This is a genomic window from Paraburkholderia sp. RL17-380-BIE-A (assembly GCF_046028085.1).
In the GTDB taxonomy this organism is placed as follows: Bacteria; Pseudomonadota; Gammaproteobacteria; order Burkholderiales; family Burkholderiaceae; genus Paraburkholderia.
In genome coordinates this window covers 95,435-111,712 of sequence record NZ_JARESQ010000003.1, presented here as the reverse complement: position 1 = coordinate 111,712, position 16,278 = coordinate 95,435, and the positions used below count along the sequence as shown (strand labels likewise).

The 16,278-nt window shown below is 64.0% G+C and carries 17 protein-coding genes, 1 other RNA gene and 1 riboswitch; of the genes, 8 read left to right on the top strand and 10 right to left on the bottom strand.

Annotation, left to right across the window (positions count from 1 at the left end; genetic code table 11):
* Positions 1 to 55 precede the first annotated feature (55 nt).
* On the top strand, positions 56 to 967 hold the full coding sequence (locus tag P0D68_RS05710; protein ID WP_408299358.1) for a cobalamin-binding protein: 912 nt from the start codon (positions 56 to 58) through the stop codon (positions 965 to 967).
* 28 nt (positions 968 to 995) lie between these two features.
* Here the strand turns inward: P0D68_RS05710 and cobC are convergent, their stop codons facing one another.
* Genes cobC through P0D68_RS05680 form a run of 6 tightly spaced genes read right to left on the bottom strand, consistent with a single transcriptional unit; the run spans position 996 to position 7,290 of the window.
* Positions 996 to 1,586 carry an alpha-ribazole phosphatase gene (gene cobC, locus P0D68_RS05705; RefSeq protein WP_408186375.1) on the bottom strand — a complete coding sequence of 197 codons (591 nt, stop codon included), beginning with the start codon at positions 1,584 to 1,586 and terminating at the stop codon, positions 996 to 998.
* On the bottom strand, positions 1,571 to 2,347 hold the full coding sequence (locus tag P0D68_RS05700; protein WP_408186376.1) for an adenosylcobinamide-GDP ribazoletransferase: 777 nt from the start codon (positions 2,345 to 2,347) through the stop codon (positions 1,571 to 1,573). The genes cobC and P0D68_RS05700 overlap by 16 nt, the downstream gene beginning before the upstream one ends.
* Before the next feature lie 33 nt (positions 2,348 to 2,380).
* Complete coding sequence (cobT, locus tag P0D68_RS05695) at positions 2,381 to 3,442, bottom strand: nicotinate-nucleotide--dimethylbenzimidazole phosphoribosyltransferase (RefSeq protein ID WP_408299262.1); 1,062 nt, start codon at positions 3,440 to 3,442, stop codon at positions 2,381 to 2,383.
* A 36-nt stretch (positions 3,443 to 3,478) separates the two neighbouring features.
* The gene (locus P0D68_RS05690; protein WP_408299260.1) at positions 3,479 to 4,315 is read right to left on the bottom strand and encodes an ABC transporter ATP-binding protein; all 837 of its coding nucleotides are present in this window, start codon (positions 4,313 to 4,315) and stop codon (positions 3,479 to 3,481) included.
* Complete coding sequence (locus P0D68_RS05685; protein ID WP_408299258.1) at positions 4,315 to 5,379, bottom strand: FecCD family ABC transporter permease; 1,065 nt, start codon at positions 5,377 to 5,379, stop codon at positions 4,315 to 4,317. The genes P0D68_RS05690 and P0D68_RS05685 overlap by 1 nt, the downstream gene beginning before the upstream one ends.
* Positions 5,380 to 5,418: 39 nt before the next feature.
* Entirely contained in the window at positions 5,419 to 7,290 is a 1,872-nt protein-coding gene (locus P0D68_RS05680) for a TonB-dependent receptor domain-containing protein (RefSeq protein WP_408299256.1), read from the bottom strand.
* A gap of 91 nt (positions 7,291 to 7,381) precedes the next feature.
* A riboswitch (cobalamin riboswitch) is annotated at positions 7,382 to 7,638 on the bottom strand.
* Positions 7,639 to 7,845: 207 nt separating this feature from the next.
* Between P0D68_RS05680 and P0D68_RS05675 the strand changes: the two genes are divergently transcribed.
* The 5 genes from P0D68_RS05675 to P0D68_RS05655 all read left to right on the top strand — a co-directional run bounded on the left by P0D68_RS05675 (position 7,846) and on the right by P0D68_RS05655 (position 10,351).
* Positions 7,846 to 8,202, top strand: coding sequence for an ATPase (locus tag P0D68_RS05675; RefSeq protein WP_091796441.1), 357 nt, complete (start codon positions 7,846 to 7,848; stop codon positions 8,200 to 8,202).
* Positions 8,199 to 8,513, top strand: a complete 315-nt coding sequence (locus P0D68_RS05670; protein ID WP_091796442.1) for a cell division protein ZapA — start codon at positions 8,199 to 8,201, stop codon at positions 8,511 to 8,513. The genes P0D68_RS05675 and P0D68_RS05670 overlap by 4 nt, the downstream gene beginning before the upstream one ends.
* 135 nt (positions 8,514 to 8,648) lie before the next feature.
* Positions 8,649 to 8,830: non-coding RNA, 6S RNA (gene ssrS / locus P0D68_RS05665), on the top strand.
* Positions 8,831 to 8,973: 143 nt separating this feature from the next.
* Positions 8,974 to 9,432, top strand: coding sequence for an EVE domain-containing protein (locus P0D68_RS05660; RefSeq protein WP_408299254.1), 459 nt, complete (start codon positions 8,974 to 8,976; stop codon positions 9,430 to 9,432).
* Positions 9,433 to 9,619: 187 nt separating this feature from the next.
* Complete coding sequence (locus P0D68_RS05655) at positions 9,620 to 10,351, top strand: SIMPL domain-containing protein (RefSeq protein ID WP_091796444.1); 732 nt, start codon at positions 9,620 to 9,622, stop codon at positions 10,349 to 10,351.
* Positions 10,352 to 10,463: 112 nt separating this feature from the next.
* Here the strand turns inward: P0D68_RS05655 and lgt are convergent, their stop codons facing one another.
* Entirely contained in the window at positions 10,464 to 11,369 is a 906-nt protein-coding gene (gene lgt / locus P0D68_RS05650; protein WP_091796445.1) for a prolipoprotein diacylglyceryl transferase, read from the bottom strand.
* 127 nt (positions 11,370 to 11,496) lie between these two features.
* Positions 11,497 to 12,483, bottom strand: a complete 987-nt coding sequence (locus tag P0D68_RS05645) for a LysR family transcriptional regulator (protein ID WP_408299252.1) — start codon at positions 12,481 to 12,483, stop codon at positions 11,497 to 11,499.
* Between the two features lie 173 nt (positions 12,484 to 12,656).
* On the opposite strand from P0D68_RS05645, the gene ilvD reads away from it, so the two are divergent.
* Positions 12,657 to 14,330 (top strand): dihydroxy-acid dehydratase, encoded by a 1,674-nt coding sequence (gene ilvD / locus P0D68_RS05640; RefSeq protein WP_408186382.1) that lies wholly within the window; start codon positions 12,657 to 12,659, stop codon positions 14,328 to 14,330.
* 110 nt (positions 14,331 to 14,440) lie between these two features.
* Positions 14,441 to 14,779 carry a c-type cytochrome gene (locus P0D68_RS05635; RefSeq protein WP_408299249.1) on the top strand — a complete coding sequence of 113 codons (339 nt, stop codon included), beginning with the start codon at positions 14,441 to 14,443 and terminating at the stop codon, positions 14,777 to 14,779.
* A 178-nt stretch (positions 14,780 to 14,957) separates the two neighbouring features.
* Here the strand turns inward: P0D68_RS05635 and P0D68_RS05630 are convergent, their stop codons facing one another.
* Both P0D68_RS05630 and P0D68_RS05625 read right to left on the bottom strand, forming a co-directional pair.
* Positions 14,958 to 15,716: a DUF2486 family protein gene (locus P0D68_RS05630; protein WP_408299247.1), complete on the bottom strand. Its 759-nt coding sequence runs from the start codon at positions 15,714 to 15,716 to the stop codon at positions 14,958 to 14,960.
* 94 nt (positions 15,717 to 15,810) lie between these two features.
* A complete protein-coding gene (locus P0D68_RS05625; RefSeq protein WP_091796450.1) occupies positions 15,811 to 16,227 on the bottom strand; it encodes a DNA polymerase III subunit chi in 417 nt (138 codons plus the stop codon).
* Positions 16,228 to 16,278 lie beyond the last annotated feature (51 nt).

Genomic DNA, 16,278 nt, shown 5'->3' with positions numbered 1-16,278 from the left:
GCACAGACCTCGCATTCTTGCCACGCTCATCAAACGTCTGCCGCAATTTCGCCCGATGAACCGACTCGTCCCCTTCACCCTCGTCATTGCGCTCTTCACCTACGCGTTGCATGCGTTTGCCGCCATCTCAGTGACTGACGACACCGGCGCGACCGTCACCCTGCCCGCTCCCGCGCAACGTGTAATCAGCCTCGCGCCGCACGTCACCGAATTGCTGTATGCGGCGGGCGGCGGCGCCAAGGTGATCGGTGCGGTGTCGTACAGCGACTATCCACCGGAAGCAAAACAGTTGCCGCGCGTCGGCGATAACAAGGCGCTCGATCTTGAGCGCATCGTCGCGCTGAAGCCCGATCTGATCGTGGTGTGGCGGCACGGCAATGCGCAGCGTCAGCTCGATCGCCTGCGCGAAATGCACATTCCGTTGTTCTTCAGCGAACCGCACCATCTCGACGACGTGGCCGTGTCGCTGACGAAGCTCGGACATTTGCTCGGCACGTCGCCGGTGGCGAATGCCGCGGCGGCCGCCTACCGCCAGGACATCGCGGCGCTGCGCAGCCGGTATGCGAGCCGCCCGCCCGTCAGCGTGTTCTATCAGGTTTGGGATCAACCGTTGATGACGCTCAACGGCGAGCATATGGTCAGCGACGTGATCGCGCTGTGCGGCGGCCGCAATGTATTCGCCAGACTCGAACCGCTGGTGCCGACCGTCTCGACCGAGGCGGTGCTCGCTGCGAATCCGGAGGCCATCGTCACCGCAGCACCGGGCGCGACGAAACCGGATACCACGTTGCCGCAACTCGGCGCATGGCGAGCGTGGCCGAGCCTGACCGCGGTGGCGAACAACAACCTCTTTGCGATCGACGGCGATCTGATCAACCGCCCGGCGCCACGCATCGCGCAAGGCGCGAAGCAAATGTGCGAAGACCTCGACGTGGCGCGCTCACGCAGAAGGTCCGCCACGCCATGATGCCAGGGCGATCAGCGCCCTGCACGACTTACGCATTCCACCGCACCAGCGACCAGTGCTGCGTCTCATCGTTTCTGCGCAACCAGACGATGCCGCTCATATCGAGCGACCATCGCAGACAGCGCTCCAGCGGCACGTCCAGCACGATCGACGCGATGGCCCGCATCACGCCCGCGTGCGTAACCACATAGGCGGGCGACAACTCGCGCGTGAGCGCAAAGGCGTCGAGCCATGCCCGCACCCGCGCGACGAACTGCGCCACGCTCTCGCCGCCATGCGCACGCGCATGTTCGAAGTTCGCCGCCCAGTCGTCGAGTAGCTCGCGATCGATGGCGTCCCAGCGTTGCGCTTCCCAGTCGCCGAAGTTCATTTCCATCAGGCGATCGTCGTGACTGATCACACAGCCGAAGTCGTTCGCCATCTCGGCAGCCAGCGCCGAGCAGCGCTTCAAAGGACTCGACAACAGCACGCGTGGCGCGGGCACCTGCAAAGTGGCGAGCTTCAAGGCGAGCGCTGTCGACGACACCTCGGCAGCTTCGGCGAGCGCCACGTCGCTGTGGCCGTAGCACACGCCCGCATCGAGCGCGACCGCGGGATGACGAATCAGGACGATATCCATATCAGCCCCACCAGATAAATGCTCAACTCAAAAATTTGCTGCGCGAAACCGAGGCAGTCGCCGGTATAACCGCCGATGCGTCTGACGAAATAACGGCCCATTGCCACGCGAAGTACGACCAGAACCACCAGCGCCGAGCCCGCGAAGCGCCAGTCCGGCGCAGCGAGTCCGTTCGGCCACAGCAGCCACGGCAAGCCGAACATCGCGGCGCTCACCAACGCACCGCCGTTCAGACGTTGCGCCACCGGTTTGGCTTTGCCTTCGGCTCGCACGTAGTCGAGCGTGGCCAGATAGCTGATCGCACACGTTCGGCTCGCCGCATGCCCGGCAATCATCAGACTTGCGGCACGCATCGGCGGCATGGCGGCGAGCGTTTGCCACTTCAATGCGAGCGCAATCACGAGCGCAATGGCGCCGAAAGCACCGATGCGCGAATCATGCATGATTCGCAATGCATCTTCGCGCGTATAGGCGCCACCGAACGCATCCACACAATCCGCGAGGCCGTCCTCATGGAACGCGCCGGTCACGATGAGCGACGCGGCCATCGAGAGCAGCACCGCCACGCCAGCCGGCAATACGTGCAGCGCGGCGAGATAGACCAGCGCGCTCAATCCGCCGATCAATACGCCGACGAGCGGAAAATAACGCGCCGCCGCATTCAGATAATGCGGTTCATAGCCGACCCAACGCGGCACGGGCACGCGCGTGAAATAGCCGAGCGCCGTAAAGAAATAGCGCAGTTCCGTGAGCGGGTTCATGACCGTGCCGCGCGAGCGCGTCTATCCGAACGATCACGCATCGCGATTCGCGACGCCGGCCGATTCGAAGCTCGCCATCTCGTTGACGAACGCCACTGCCGCGCGCAGCAGCGGCACCGCGAGCGCCGCACCGGTGCCTTCACCGAGCCGCATATCGAGCGAGAGCAACGGCAGCGCGCCGAAATGATCGAGCATGCGACGATGCCCCGCTTCGTTCGACGCATGCGCGAACACGCAGTACTCGCGCACGCTCGGCGTGAGTGCGTCGGCGATCAGCAAGGCCGAGCCCGCGATGAAGCCGTCGACGAGAATTGTCATGCGTGCCTCGGCCGCCGCGAGATAGGCGCCCGCCATCATCGCGATCTCGAAGCCGCCGAAGGTGGCGAGCACGTCGAGCGGATCGCTGGACATCGGGTGATACGCAAGCGCCGAGGCCAGCACGTTGCGCTTCCTCGCGAGCCCCGCGTTGTCGAGACCCGTTCCACGGCCGACGCATTCGTCGATCGGCACGCCGCACAAGCGGCTCATCAGACACGCAGCCGCCGACGTATTCGCAATCCCCATCTCGCCAAAGCCGATCACATTGGTGCCGAGCGCCGCGTGATGCCGCACGCGCGCCGCGCCCGCTTGCATGGCGGCGAGTGCCTGGTCGCGGGTCATGGCCCGTTCACGCGCGAAGTTGCGCGTGCCCGCCGCAATCGGAATGTCGACGAGTCCCTCAACCGAAGGCAGCGGCGTCGCGATGCCCGCATTGACCACTTCGAGCTCGATGCCCGATACGCGGCTCAATGCATTGATCGCCGCGCCGCCCGCGAGGAAGTTGGCGACCATTTGCGCGGTCACCGCTTGCGGATACGGGCTCACGCCCTCGTCGGCCACGCCGTGGTCGCCGGCGAAAACGATCATCGCCGGACGTGTCACGGTGGGATGCGTGGTGCGTTGAATCAGGCCCATCTGACGCGCGAGCGTTTCGAGCCGGCCGAGACTGCCGGGTGGCTTGGTCTTGGTATCGATGATGTGCTGCAGCTCGGCGCGCAGCGTTTGATCGAGCGGTTCGACTTCGGACAGTCCGGGCAAGCGTGGCGATGAAGTCATAAGCGTGTCTGCAAAGAGTATGTTGGGATGAAGCAATCAGCCTGCGGCTGTGTCATGACCGGCAGGTGATTCGTGACGGGCGCGCGGCGCAGGAATCAGCGCCTCGTGTTCGCCGTCGCGAATCAGGATCAACGGGTAACCGAACGCCCGGCTTGCGAGCGTGGGCGTCAATACGTCGCGGACCGGTCCGGCATAAACGCCGCCGGCGCCGTCGAGCAGCAGCGCATGCGTTGCGAAGCGGCGCGCGAGGTTCAGGTCGTGGCAGGAGAACATCACGGTACGCCGAGGCTCGCGCGTCCACGCGGCGAGCGCCTCGAGGCAGTCGATCTGATGATGCAGATCGAGATGCGACAACGGTTCGTCGAGCAGCAGCAACGGCGCGTCCTGGCACAGCACCGCCGCGAGCGCCACGCGTTGACGCTCTCCGCCGGAGAGCGAGAGCACATCACGCGTGGCAAAGGCGGCGAGGCCCAGCAGGTCCAGCGCCGCATGCGCCGCTGCGCGATCGGCCTCGCGCTCCCAGCCCCAGCCGCTGAGATGCGGAAAGCGGTTCAGCATCACGATATCGAACACGCTCGCGCTGAATGCGTCCGGTGCGCTTTGCGGCATCAGCGCGCGGCGCTGCGCGAGCGCGAGCGACGGCCAGTCGGCCACGCGCACGCCGTCGAGTTCGACATGGCCCGCCGACGGTTGCAACAGACCTGCCAGCGTGGAGAGCAAGGTCGTCTTGCCTGCTCCGTTCGGGCCGGCCACGCACCAGATCTCGCCTTCGTAGAACGTGTGCGTGAAAGCGTCGAGCAAAGTGCGCGTGCCGGCACGCAAGGTCAGATGTTGCGCGCTGAGTGTGGCTTGAGATGCGTTGAAGGTTTGCATTATCGGCGCCTGTGCAACAGCATCCACAGAAACACCGGCACGCCGATGATCGAGGTGATCACGCCAACCGGCAATTGCGCCGGCGCAATCACCGTGCGCGCGATCAGGTCCGCGCCCATCACCGCGACGCCGCCGCCGAGCGCCGCGGCCGGCAACAGCATGCGCTGATCGTTGCCGAACGCGAGCCGCAGCATGTGCGGCACGACCAGTCCGACAAAGCCGATGGTGCCCGCCGTCGTCACCGCCGCGGCCGCCGCCAGCGACGCCACCAGATATACGCGCAAACGCAACGGCATGACCGCGACACCTAACGCCTGCGCGGCGGCGTCGCCGCGCAGCAGCACGTTCAGACGCGGCGCGGCGGGCACGATCGCAACCAGCACGATGACGAGCGCGGCGAGCGCCGTCCACGGCATCGCGCCGCCATTGAGGTCGCCCGTGAGCCAGAACAGCATGCCGCGCAAGCGGTTGTCGGGCGCGAGATTGAGCAGCAAGGTGATGAGCGCGCCCCAACCCGCGGCGATCACCGCGCCGGTGAGCAGCAGACGCGGCGACGTGTCCTGCGGCTCGCCGCGCCACAACTCACGGCGCGCGAGGCCGAGCACCAGCAGGATCGACACGAAGGCGCCGGCGAAGGCGCTCGCGTCGACGATCGACCAGGCGCAACCGGCGATCATCGCGACGAGCGCGAAAGTCGCCGCGCCGCCGGACACACCCAACACGTACGGTTCGGCGAGCGGATTGCGCAACAGCACCTGCAGCAGCGCGCCGGCCAATGCGAGCAACGCGCCGCAGGCAAAGCCGGCCACCGCGCGCGGTAAACGCAGCGTGCGGACGATCTCCGCAGTCAGATCGGAGGCACCGCCAGACGGCGCATGCGAGGGCATCAGCGCCGCCAACACGCGCATCGGCGCGAGCGAGACGCTCCCCAACGCGAGCGACGCCATCAGCACCGCCAGCGCGATCACGGCAAGCGCAAGCCAGATCGCGGCCGCGCGCTTCGCGCTCATCACGCGCAGCGTTGCGGGCATCGAACCCGAGTGGCGGCTAGTGGATCGGCTCATGTAGCGGCTCATCCGCGCAGTCTCAACAAGGCGTGTCCACTACTGCTGCTGCCAACCAACCGTGAGATACGCACCGCGCCGCGGCGAGTTATACGAGTAGGCCGTTTCATAGTCCTTGTTGAACAGATTCTGGATTTGCGCGGCCACGTACCATGCTTTCGTGATGTTGTAGCGCGCCGACAGATTCACCACGCCATAGCCGCCCAGCTTGCCGCTGCTGTCGTCGCGCGGGCCGCTCACGATCCATTCGCCGCCGACGCGCCACCCGGCGATACTGCGGTTCACCGTCAGCGAGCCGAAGCGCCGCGCGCGCCGCACGAGGTCGACGTCGTTGTCGAGGTCGACTGGGTTTTGCAGTGTTACCGAGGCGCGCACGTCCGTCTCGCCGACATGCCCGCTCCACGATCCTTCGAGTCCCTGCACCTTCGCATGGCCGACATTCTCGGCCAGATAGATGCCGGGCGTTACCTGCTCGTAGTTAATCAGATTCGAATAGCGCGTCTGGAATGCGGTGAGACGCATCACACCGAGCGCATTCGACGCGTACTGCAGCGCGGCTTCGATCGAATGACTGCGCTCCGGCTGAATCGACGGATTGCCGCTGAGCGGATAGTACAGATCGTCGAAACTCGGCGCGCGAAACGAATCCGAGTAGCTTGCACTCACCTTCCAATGGCTGGTGATGTCGAAGCCGTAGCCAAGATAGTAACTGTTCGCTCCGCCGAAATCGGAATACTGGTCGCGCCGCACGTTGGCCTGAATCTGGTTGCGCCCAAAGCGCCCCGTATAGCCGACAAAACCCGAATCCACATGCCGGTCGGGCGCCGCGAACGTATCCGAGTCGAGGCTCTGGTCGAGATGCTCGTAGCCGACCTGCAGCTTCTGCTGCGCGGCCAGCGCGAAATCGTTCTGCCACGTGTACTGGCGATTGTCGGTATCGAAGCGGCCGTTATAGACGCCGTTGGTGTTCGACACGCTGCGGTCGTCGCCTTCGGAGACGATGAAGTGAGTCGTCCACCAGTCGGTCAGCTTGCCGTTCGCGAACACCGAGACCTGGCGCACTTTGCTATACAGGTTGTTCAGATCGGTCGGCAGTCCGTACGCGTTGTCGTAGCTGTTGTTGCCGTTCGACTGGAAGTAGCTCGCGCCGGCATCCCATTTGTCGTTGAACTTGTGACGCAACGAGGCCGAGATGCTCTCGTTCAGATAGCCGTTCGCATTCGGATTGGCGCCGGGCGCCTCACGCGGATTGAGCGACGAAAAACCGTCGTCCTTCGAGCGCGCGAGCGAAATGCTGAAGGTCGTCTTGCCGTCTTTATCCAATGCGCCGTTCACGCCCGCCTGCTGCGTCTGCGTGTGATAGCTGCCGTAGCCGAGCGAAAAATTGAAACGCGGCGGATGGTCGCCGCCGTCTTTCGTGAACACCTGCACCACGCCGCCGATCGCGCCGGAACCGTACAACGCCGACACGTTGCCGTTCACCACCTCGACGTGATCGACCTGGTCGAGCGGAATCTGCGCGAGTTGCGCGGAACCCAGGCTCACCGAATCGACGCGCACGCCGTCGATCAGCAGCAGCGATTGCGTCGAGGACGCACCGCGCAGGAAGAGGCTCGTCGTCGAACCGGGGCCACCTGTACGCGAGATTTGCGCGCCTGGCGCGAGTTGCAGCAGGCCGGGCAGATCGGTCGCGGTGGTGTCGGCGAGATCCTGCTGGTCGAACAGCGCGGTCTGCGGGATCGCATCGGCGAGTGCCTGCGGCCCGCGCTCGGCGGTCACCACGATCGGTGACAATACCGCGGGCGACGCATCAGCCGCCGACGCAGAAGACGAAGGTGCAGCTTGCGCGTGCGCGACGATCGGCAGGCCCGCGAAGGCAAGCAGCGCCGCACGAGCGATGGGGGACAGCATGGGGTGAAAGTCCTGTGGGTAGCGTGCGCGGCCTGCTTCCCCGCAGGCCGATGCGTAACGAGGCGCCCGCGTATTTAACATTTTCGCGCGTGACGTGCCTCTCCCTCTGGCCGGTATCCGGGCTGACGACATATCGATCCCGCCTTCCCACGCGTGACGCGCAGTGGCACACTCGCGAGTTGAACTTCCAACACGCGATCAGGATCGACTTGCATGACGAATGCGGTCGCTTACCGTTGCGGGGGCAGCGCAGGTTGGCGCGTTCTGGCGAACCGCGCCCCCTGCTTCCCGTTTAACTGCGCGCGCCGTTGAAAAGCGCACGCGGGCACCAGAGTGCGGCCAGTTTAGGAGCGGCCTCGGGGTCCGTCAAGAATGAGTGGGACCGCAGACTACCGTTCTGTTAAGTGCAGGCTATTGTCCGACGCACGAGTACTTTTTCATCATATGGTCGATAAAAGCCTGCACAAAGCAATGTTGTTACGTCTCGAAACGAGACAATTGTCGGAACCTGCGACATTCCGCGCTAAAATGCGATGTCTTTAGAGGACGCAGCACATGCTCACCGAACTCGAAACACTTTCACAGAATATCGGCAAGCTGATCGCGATCAGCCAACGCCACAATGAAGCGCGACTCGCGCTCGAAGAGCAGCTCGCCCAATCGCGCGCCGACGTCGAAGCCACGCGCACGGAACTTGCAATGCTGCGCGAGGAACGCAATGCGCTGCAGGCGGAACGCGACGCGCTGTCGGCAAAGATCGACGACGCCCAGGTGCGCCTGAATGCGATCCTCGAAAAGCTGCCGCGTGCCCGCGCAAACAGCGAGCCCGACAGCCAGCTCGATCTGCTCGAGCCCGCCCCGCACGAAGTCGAAGCGCAGAGCGATGAGACCCGCCACGGAGAAAATGCATGACCACCAAGCAGATCGAAGTATCGATTCTCGGCGTGCCCTATCGCCTCGCCTGCTCGCCGGAAACGGAAGGCGCGCTGCTTGAAGCGGTCGCACGCGTCGACGCCGAAATGTCGAAGATCCGTAACAATAGCAACGTGCGCGGCACGGATCGCATTGCTGTCATGGCTGCGCTGTCGCTGGCATCGGAACTGCTTCGGCTGCAATCGAGCGTGAGACACGGAGAAGCATTTCCCGCTGAGGAAATCCGGCGTACAATGCATCAAATGAACGAACAACTAGGTACTGTGATTCAGCAGTACAGCATGCAGTAAGTAACGTGTGTTATCGTGCGGCCGGTCCTGAGATCGGCGGCGGATTCAAACGGAGTGTGTGAGGACAAGGCGTCCAAGATTCTGCAAACGTTTGAGTTCAATCGGTCGTTTTCGTGATTTAGCTTTATCGGTTTAGCTTCCCTGCCTGGTTCGCCAAGGTCATATATTCCTTGAACCAATGCCATGTGCACGGTTGCGGAAATTTGTAGCACGGGTGTGCGCGTCACTCTGTCTGATGTACCCGAAGTGTTGCTAACTGCGACCAATTCTGAACCCCCGGTTCAGGATGCCGGCCTAGCGGCTAAGGCGGGGACCTTATTTAGAACGGCATCGGACTTCGGTTCGGTGCCGTTTTTCTTTGGGTGCCAGTTTTGCGCGCTGTCTTTGCGCGATGTTTCTTGTACGCCGATTTCTTCCGCATCTTCAAACCCTTAACGTTCAACTACGTTCAATTCGATTCATGCGCTACTGGCTAATGAAGTCCGAACCGGACGAGGCAAGCATCGATCATCTCGCCAACGCACCGCATCGCACGTTGCCGTGGACCGGCGTGCGCAACTATCAGGCGCGCAATTTCATGCGCGACCAGATGCAGGTCGGCGACGGCGTACTGTTCTATCACTCGAGCTGTCCCGAGCCCGGTATTGCGGGCATTGCGGAGGTATCGTCCACCGCGTATCCGGACCCCACGCAGTTCGACAAGAAGAGTCCGTACTACGACGCGAAGTCTTCGCAGGAAACGCCGCGCTGGGTGCTCGTCGACGTGGTGTTCAAGAAGAAGATCCCGCTGATTCCGCTAGCCACGCTGCGCGAGCATGACGAACTCAAGGACATGCGCGTGCTCGCCAAAGGCAACCGCCTGTCGATCACGCCGGTGACCGAAGCCGAATGGCGCTTCATCACCAGGCGGCTCGCCTGAGGTTGCGTGACAACTCGCGTGATAGTTGATGCGCGCCACGTATTCACGCAGGCGCAAACGTTAAAGCAACGTCAAACCGGGGAACCAAGCTCAGGTTACAACCGCCTAACGGACTCGCAAACGCCGTGCCACTGCGCGGCGCTTGCTCCGATCGTGCACAACCCCTGTTCAAGCAAGGAGTCCAATAATGACGAAAAACACCGCACGTGCACTCGCTTTCGCTCTCGTATGCGCCGCGCCTGCCGCGCTCGCCCTGACGCCGGCCATGGCCCGCGCGCAAGGCATGATGCAGTATCAGCCGGCAGGTGTGCTGTCGCTGAACGCGCAGGCAAGCGCCGAAGTACCGCAAGACGTTGTCGATATCACGCTGTTCTACGAGCAGGAAGCGAGCGATCCGTCGGCGCTCACGTCAACGCTGAATCAGCGCGCCGATTCGGCGCTGCAAAAGGCCAAGGGTGTGAGCGGCGTGACCGCCCGCACGGGCTCGTTCTCGATCTATCCGACAACGGATCGTGACGGGCGCATTTCCGCGTGGCGCGGCCGCACGGAGATCGTGCTCGAATCGCACGACTTCGCCGCGGCGTCGAAGCTCGCGGGTCAAATGGCGTCGATTATGCAGGTCGGCAACGTGCAATTCTCGCTCTCGCCTGAAGCACAACGCGCGGCCGAGCAGAAGCTCACCGGCGAGGCGATCAAGTCGTTCCGCGAGCAGGCCGCATCGTCCGCGCAGGCGTTCGGCTATAGCGGCTATTCGATTCGCGAGGTCAACGTCGGCCACAACGGCGTGATGCCGCGTCCCATGATGATGATGAGCGCGCGCGCCATGGGCGCCGACGCAAAGGCTTCGGCGCCGGTGCCGATTGAAGGCGGCACGTCGACCGTGACGGTGAATGTGTCGGGTTCGGTGCAGATGAAGTAACGCCGCTCACTCATGCTAGAAGGGCTGCTTCGCGACAGCCAAAGAAAAAGCCACGGCACGCCGTGGCTTTTTTCATTTAGTCGCTCGCTACGATAAACCGTAGCCAACCAGATCAGCTCGCGCTGACCGCTTGCGCCGGTTCACGGCGCGCGCGTCGATAAGACCACACCAGCACGCCGATACCGACGAGGATCATCGGCAGCGACAACCATTGGCCCATGGAAAGCCCCATGGCCAGCAGACCGAGGAAGTCGTCCGGCTCACGCGCGAATTCGACCGTGAAGCGCGCGAGGCCGTAGCCGATCAGAAACACGGCGGAAATCGCGCCCATCGGCTTCGGTTTGCGGGAGAAGAAGAACAGCACGAAGAACAGCGCAACGCCTTCCAGCGCGATCTCATACAGTTCCGACGGATGGCGCGGCAGCATGTGATATTGCGCGAACACTTCGTTCAGATGCCATTGCGCGGCCAGTTGCGGATGCGCGGTGAGCCACGCGGCGTCGTCGGGCGCGGCGCCCGGAAACAGCATCGCCCACGGCGCGCTCGGATCGGTTACGCGTCCCCACAACTCGCCGTTGATGAAGTTGCCGAGACGCCCCGCGGCGAGGCCGGTGGGCACCATCGGCGCGACGAAATCGGTGACCTGCAGCCACGAGCGTTTGCGCTGATACGCGAACAGCACCATGGCGAGCGTCACGCCGAGAAAGCCGCCGTGAAACGACATGCCCCCTTCCCACACCTTGAAGATGTCGAGCGGATGCGCGAAATAAAAGCTCGCCTTGTAGAACAGCACGTAGCCGAGCCGGCCGCCGAGGATCGTGCCGAGCACGCCGTAAAACAGCATGTCGTCGATATCTTTGGCGGTCCAGCCTTGCGCGGCGACATACGGCAAACGCAGCCGCAGCCGGCCGACGACGATCGCCGCGATAAACGCGACGAGGTACATCAGTCCATACCAGCGCACGGCGAGCGGCCCCAGATGAATGGCAATGGGGTCGAAATTCGGGTGAATGAGCATCGTGTTGTTATGGGCAGTTCAGGTTCAGAAGCGGGTTTTCTGGGTTTGTAATAGTGGGCGGCGCTGCCCGCACCTTGCGGTGCATGCGTTGGACGGTCCAGGCGCCGATGCGTTCGCGAAAACGCGTCTAAACGCGCGGCGCGGCGGATAGCGGCGCCTCGACGGTCGCGGCATGCGAGCGCACGATCTCGATGAAGCCCGCCAGCACCGGGCTCACCTCCGCCGTGCGCCAGACCAGCCCCGTCTCGATGGCCGGCACCGACTCGGACAGCGGCCGGTACACGACGCCGGTGCGGCGCAGATTACGCAACGATTGCGGCACCAGTGCGACACCCATGCCGGCCGACACGAGGCTCACGATCGTCTGCATCTGGATCGCTTCCTGGCCGATCCGCGGCGCGAGGCCCGCCACGCCGTAGCAATCCATAATGATGTCATAAAAGCCTGGCGCCAGACGTCTTGGGAAGATCACGAGCGGTGCGTCGGCCACATCGCGCAGGCTGATCGGCGTGTCGAGCCATTCCGCGCTCGGGTCGTCAAGGCTGCCGCTAACGCTCGCCACGCGCGCCGCCATTTCCGTCGACATGGCGATCACCAGCGGTTCACGCGCGATGGGCAACCACGACAACTGGGCGGCATGGCGCGACGGCAGCGGCGCGATCACGAGGCCCGCGTCGATGCGGCCGGCCACCAGTTCGTCCACCTGCACGTCGCTGGTGGCCTCGGTCAGCTCTAGCCGCACGCGCGGATGGCGCACGCCGAAATCGCGCAGCAACAGCGGCAGCAGCCCGTAGTCCGCCGTGGAGACGAACGCCAGCGACAGCACGCCCGCCTCGCCGCGCGCGAGGCTCTGCGCGAGCGGCCGCAGCCCCTCGGCGCTCGCCAGCAAGCGCTGCACCTCGGGCAACAGATCGGCACCCACCGGCGTCAGCTCGACCGAGCGCTTGGTGCGCGCGAACAGCGCGACGCCGAGCGTCTCCTCCAGCGCCCGAATGGCTTGCGAGAGCGGCGGTTGCGTCATCGAAAGACGCACGGCCGCGCGGCCGAAGTGCTTTTCTTCGGCGACGGTGACGAAATAGCGCAACTGGCGCAGGTCGGGGATGGCTGGCAACATGGGTAATACGTTTTGCGACCTAATGAAGCACGAATAATATATTAGACACGCGCTTTGCAAAACTGCGTCCTTGCACGACGCGTGCGAACTACACTGGACGGATGCGGCCGGCCACCCACGCCGGCAAGGCAGAACCCGCAGCGCGGATCAAAACAAAACAGACTGGAGCTCCCATGGCATACAACCGTCGTTCGAAGAACATCACGCAAGGCGTGGCGCGTTCGCCGAATCGCTCGATGTACTACGCGCTCGGCTACGAAAAGGCCGACTTCGACAAGCCGATGATCGGCATCGCCAACGGCCACTCGACCATCACGCCGTGTAACGCCGGCCTGCAGCGCCTCGCCGATGCCGCCGTCGCCGCGATCAAGGGTGCCGATGCGAATCCGCAGATCTTCGGCACGCCGACGATCTCGGACGGCATGTCGATGGGCACCGAAGGCATGAAGTACTCGCTCGTGTCGCGCGAAGTCATCTCCGACTGCATCGAGACCTGCGTGCAAGGCCAGTGGATGGACGGCGTGGTCGTGATCGGCGGCTGCGACAAGAACATGCCGGGCGGCATGATCGGCATGTTGCGCACCAACGTGCCGAGCATCTACGTGTATGGCGGCACCATTCGTCCGGGCAACTGGAAGGGCACGGACCTGACCATCGTGTCGTCGTTCGAAGCCGTGGGCGAATTCACCGCCGGCCGGATGTCGCAGGAAGATTTCGAAGGGGTCGAACAGAACGCGTGCCCCTCCACCGGGTCGTGCGGCGGCATGTACACCGCCAACACGATGAGCTCGTCGTTCGAAGCGCTCGGCATGTCGCTGCTGTATTCGTCGACGATGGCCAATCCGGATCAGGAAAAAGTCGACTCGGCCGCCGAATCGGCACGCGTGCTGGTCGAAGCGGTCAAGCAGGATCTCAAGCCGCGCGACATCGTCACCCGCAAGTCGATCGAAAACGCGGTGGCCGTGATCATGGCCACCGGCGGCTCGACCAATGCCGTGCTGCACTTTCTCGCCATCGCGCATGCGGCGGAAGTGGAATGGAGCATCGAGGACTTCGAGCGCATGCGCAAGAAGGTGCCGGTGATCTGCAACCTGAAGCCGTCGGGCCAGTTCGTGGCGACCGATCTGCACAAGGCCGGCGGCATTCCGCAAGTCATGAAGATTCTGCTCGACGCAGGCATGCTGCACGGCGATTGCATCACGATCACCGGCAGAACCCTCGCGGAAGAGTTGAAGGACGTGCCGGCCAGGCCGCGCGCCGATCAGCAGGTGATTTTCCCGATCGAGAAGGCGCTCTACAAGGAAGGCCATCTCGCGATCCTGAAGGGCAACCTGGCCGTGGACGGCGCGGTCGCCAAGATCACCGGCCTGAAGAACCCCGTGATCACCGGCCCAGCGCGCGTATTCGACGACGAGCAAAGCGCGCTGGAGGCGATTCTGGCCGACAAGATTGTCGCGGGCGACGTGGTGGTGCTGCGCTACCTCGGCCCGAAGGGCGGCCCCGGCATGCCGGAGATGCTCGCGCCGACTTCGGCGATCATCGGCAAGGGTCTCGGCGAGAGCGTGGGTCTGATCACCGACGGGCGCTTCTCGGGTGGCACGTGGGGCATGGTGGTCGGTCACGTCGCGCCGGAAGCCTTCGTGGGCGGCACGATCGCGTTCGTGCAGGAAGGCGACTCGATCACCATCGACGCACACAAGCTGCTGCTGCAACTGAATATCGACGATGCTGAACTGGAGCGACGCCGTGCCGCATGGCAGCAGCCGAAGCCGCGGTACACGCGCGGCGTGCTGGCGAAGTACTTCGCGTTGGCGCAGCCCGCCAACAAGGGCGCGATAACGGGCTGAGCACGCGCAAAGCTACGTAAAAGCGAAAGGGGCATGCGGGAAACCGTGCGCCCCTTTCCTTTTATAATGCTGGCACCACGAGTCGGGCACCCGCACCGACGGAGACCAGAATGAAATCAATGTCGCACACAGCGCTTGCCGCCGCCGTTGTGCTGGGCGCTGCGTTGAGTGCCGGCAGTCCGGCGGCGCATGCCGAGGCTGCGGGCCTCGCGCTGGCCCAGCAACAGAACTGCATGAGTTGCCACTCGGTCACGCGCTCCTTCATGGGACCGGCGTTGCGCGATGTCGCCGTGAAATATGCCGGCCGTGAAGACGCCGCCACTTATCTGAAGCACAAGATTCTGGACGGCAGCACGGGCGTGTGGGGTGTGGTGCCGATGCCCGCGAATACCCAACTCACGCCGGATCAAGCGGCCACGCTGGCTGGCTGGGTGTTGACGCTCAAATAAACTGTTTGGGTACGCTGATCAGATATGGGCGTCTCGCTCGTGAGCGATGTGACAGGCAAACGCGACAAGCAGACCCGACAAGCAGACGCGACCATCAAACGCTACACGCAGGCGCCGCTCTGCGTGCCCGCCCTTCGCTTACACCGTCAAGCCCTTTCGCTCAGAGCGCGCCCGCGCTTCACGCCGCATCGTCAGGCCTTGCCGAGGCGCGGCGCGCGATCTCTTCCAGCACCGCTTCGCGCACCCAGCTGGTCATTTCCTCTTCCAGCGTCAATGCCACTTCGCGCGTGATCTGATCGATCAGCCACCCTGTGTGCGCATGCAAGGTCTCGCGGCAACGATCTTCGATGATGCTTCTTCCGTCGCCTGCCAGGAAACCCGCGACCCGTCTGCGCAAACGTTCGGCGATGACATCGGCGTCCAGCTCCAGCGGCGTCTCGCCGACGCCTTCACGGGCGATATCCGGCGGCACCGTCGAACCCGCCTCCAGCGGCGTGGCCGGCTCGGCCCGATCGAACACGCCCGCCGACGGCACGAAGCCATCGCCATGCGCGTGCCGAGATTGGGCGGGGTGATGCGCCCGCGCGCGCTTCTTCGGGTGATGGTCGGCCGGATGCGCCGGCTGCGGCGTGTGCGCGACGTCTTCCGGCACATGCGGTTGAGGTGCCAGCCCGGGTTCTTGAGCATGCACCGGCTGAGGTGCCAACGCTGGCTCTTGCGCGTGCACCGGGTTGGCCGCATGCACCGGCTCGGCGGACCTGATCTGCTCCGGCGTCAGCACCGGCTGCGGCGCCAACACCGGCTCCGCCTTGAAACTGGGCTCACGCGGCGCGCCGAACTCGTCATTACCGCTCGCCGCTTGGCGCGCCTGCGCAGGATGACCCTGCACGAGAATCTCGTGCAGAACCGGGATCGAATCGTCGTTGGGATCGGACACGTGCGCTCTCCGTGTTTGAGTCGAAGCCGAGGCAGGCCGCGCACCCGCCGAATGCCTGAGACCAGACACGCGCGCGACACGGACCGAATGGGACCTAGCTGCCTTGCTTGTAGTTGTTCAAAGCATAGCCGCGATCGCGATAGAAGCGATAGCGCTCGCGGCCCGCAGCGAGTTCCTCGTGTGCGTTACCGACCACTTCCAGCAATCTTTCGAAGCGCGCGAATTGCGCCGGCACCGTGGCGCCGAGATTGAGCAGTACCTGATGATGCGGCACATCGTCGAGGGTGGAAGCCAGCACGATCGGCGTTTGCGCGGCGAGCGGCGTGCCCGCCATGCAGTGCGGCACGAAGTCGAGCGGCGAGAAGGTCCACAACTGTTCGTCGAAGGCCTTCAGGCGCGCCGGCTCGGCCAGCACGATGGTCGGCTGGCCCGCCTGATACGCTTTGCGGATCAGGCGGCACGCATACAGCAGCGAATCGCCGACGTTCGAGTGAAAGTCGATTCTCGTCATCGGCGGCTCCGGCCGGCGTCTGCTTGGGCAGCCGGGCCTGCATCTTTACTG